Source organism: Streptomyces sp. NPDC038200 (genome assembly GCF_055600785.1).
Window position 1 is genome coordinate 1 of the sequence record NZ_JBVJYH010000060.1, and the last position, 2,830, is coordinate 2,830.

The following is a 2,830-nucleotide window of genomic DNA, read 5'->3' on the forward strand; positions in this document are numbered from 1 at the left end:
AGGACTGCACAGCAGCAAGGACACCAGCCGTCACCTCACGCACAACCCCGGCATCCACAGACCCCGACCGCGGAACCTCCAACAACTCCACCCCGACATCGCCCGCATCCTCAGACACCGGCACCGGCACCGGCACAGCCGACCACTCCACCCGGAACAGCGACTCCCCACCACCAGCACCCGACACCCCCAACTGCTCCCCGGCGACCGCCCGCAACACGAGCGACTCCACCGACGCCACCGCGGCACCCTCACCATCGGCCAGGTCCAGCGACAGCGACTCCGAACCCGTGGACCTCAACCGGATCCGCAAAGACGACGCACCCGAAGCATGCAAAGACACACCACTCCACGCGAACGGCAGGAACAACCCCTCACCGTCAGGCCCACGCTCGCCCAGGAACGCTCCCGCGTGCAACGCCGCATCCAAGAGCGCCGGATGCAGACCAAACCCACCGGCCGACTCCACCTCCCCCGCCGGCAACGCGACCTCACCGAACACCTCGTCCCCACGCCGCCACACCGCACGCAGCCCCTGAAACACCGGCCCGTAGCCGTAGCCGGCGGCCGCCTGGTCCGCGTAGAAGCCGGTCAGGTCGACAGGCTGCGCACCCTCCGGGGGCCAGACCCCGAAGGCGGCGGCCGGAGCCGGCACGTCCTCAGCGAGCTGGCCTGTGGCGTGACGCGCCCAGGGCGTGTCGGACTCGGCGTCGTCCGGCCGCGAGTACACCGCCACCGACCGCGCACCGCCCGTGTCCTCACCGACAGATACCTGGATACGCACCGAGCCGTGATCGGGAACCACCAGCGGAGCCTCGATAACGAGCTCCCGCAGCACCCCCGCACCGACCTCGTCACCAGTGCGAACGGCCAATTCGACCAATGCCGCGCCCGGCAGCAGGACCGTGCCGGACACGGTGTGGTCCGCCAGCCACGGCTGGGCGGCAAGCGACAACCGACCCGTGCCGAGGACACCGCCCGTGTCGGGAACACTGATGACCGAGTCGAGCAGCGGATGCTCGACCGCGAACGCGGGGTCAACGACGGACACATTCGAGTTCAGCCAGTAGCGCTGGTGCTGGAAGGCGTACGTCGGCAGGGCCACGCGGTGTGCGCCGGTGCCGGCAAACACCTTCTCCCAGTCCACGTCGACACCCCGCGCGTGGAGCCGGCCCAGGGTGGTCATCAGCGCCCGGTCCTCGGGCACGTCCCGCCGCAGCGACGGCACGCAGTCCTGCTCGACCATCCCCGACAACACACCGTCGGGGCCCAGCTCCAGGAACGTGGAGACCTTCTCCGCGCGCATGGCGCGGACGCCGTCGTGGAAGCGGACCGTGCCCCGCACATGCTCCACCCAGTACTCCGGCGAGCACAGCCGCTCCGGATCCGCCAGCTGTCCGGTCAGGTTCGACACCACCGCCATGGACGGCTCGCGATACGTCAGTCCGGCCGCGACCTGGCGGAACTCCTCCAGCATCGGATCCATCAAGGACGAGTGGAACGCGTGCGACACCCGCAGCCGCTTCACCCGACGCCCCTCCAAACGGGCCACCACCGCCTCGACCTCGTCCCGGACACCGGACAGGACCAGCGATGTCGCACCGTTCACGGCGGCGACGCTGACCCCCGCGGTCAGCAACGGCGTGACCTCGTCCTCCGCCGCCTCCACCGCGACCATCACCCCACCCGACGGCAACGCCTGCATCAACCGACCACGCGCCACCACCAACGCCGCCGCATCCTCCAGCGACCACACACCCGCCAAAAACGCCGCCGTCACCTCACCGACCGAATGACCACCCACAACATCAGGCACCACACCCCACGACTCAACGAGCCGGGAGAGCGCCACCTCCACAGCGAACAGGGCCGGCTGCGCATACCTCGTCTCATCCAGCAGGTCGCCGCCCTCGAAGACCACATCCCTCAGCGAGCGGTCCAGACTCTTGTCGACGGCCGCACACACCTCGTCGAAAGCGTCCGCGAACACCGGGAACACCGCGTGCAGTTCCCGCCCCATACCCACCCGCTGGGAACCCTGGCCCGTGAACAGCACACCCAGACGACCCGCGACCACACCCTGCGCACGCACCGACGCCAGACCCTCCCGGGCCTCCTGCACCGAACCCGCCACCACCACCGCACGGTGATCGAAACGCGCACGCGTCGTCGCCAGCGAATACGCCACATCGGCCAGATGCACCCCAGGGCCCTCGCCCAGGAAACCTGCCAACCGCGCCGCCTGCGCACGCACCGCTTCCGGTGACTTGCCCGACAGCACCAGCGGCACCACACCGTCCGGCACCACCGCACGCTCCACCGGAGCCGCGGGCTCGACCCCCTCCAGGATCACGTGCGCATTCGTGCCGCTGATGCCGAAGGAGGAGACGGCGGCGCGGCGGGGGCGGTTCTCCGCGGTCTGCCACTCGCGTGACTCAGTGAGCAGTTCCACCGCACCCGCCGACCAGTCCACCTTCGGCGACGGCGCATCCACATGCAGCGTCTTGGGCAGCACACCGTGCCGCATCGCCTGCACCATCTTGATCACACCCGCCGCACCCGCGGCGGCCTGCGCATGACCGATGTTCGACTTCAACGACCCCAGCCACAACGGACGGTCATCACCCGGCCGCTCCTGACCGTACGTCGCGATCAGGGCCTGCGCCTCGATCGGATCACCCAGCGACGTCCCCGTACCGTGCGCCTCCACCACATCGACATCAGCCGCCGACAACCCAGCACTCGCCAGCGCCTGCCGGATCACACGCTGCTGCGAAGGACCATTCGGAGCGGTCAGACCGTTCGACGCACCGTCCTGGTTCACCGCACT

General features: G+C 69.5%; 1 protein-coding gene. It reads right to left on the reverse strand.

Features of this window, described 5'->3' with window-relative positions:
- Nucleotides 1-2,830, reverse strand: a 2,830-nt coding sequence (locus tag ACZ7KF_RS41465; RefSeq protein ID WP_471087882.1) for a type I polyketide synthase, incomplete at both ends; no start/stop codon positions are given.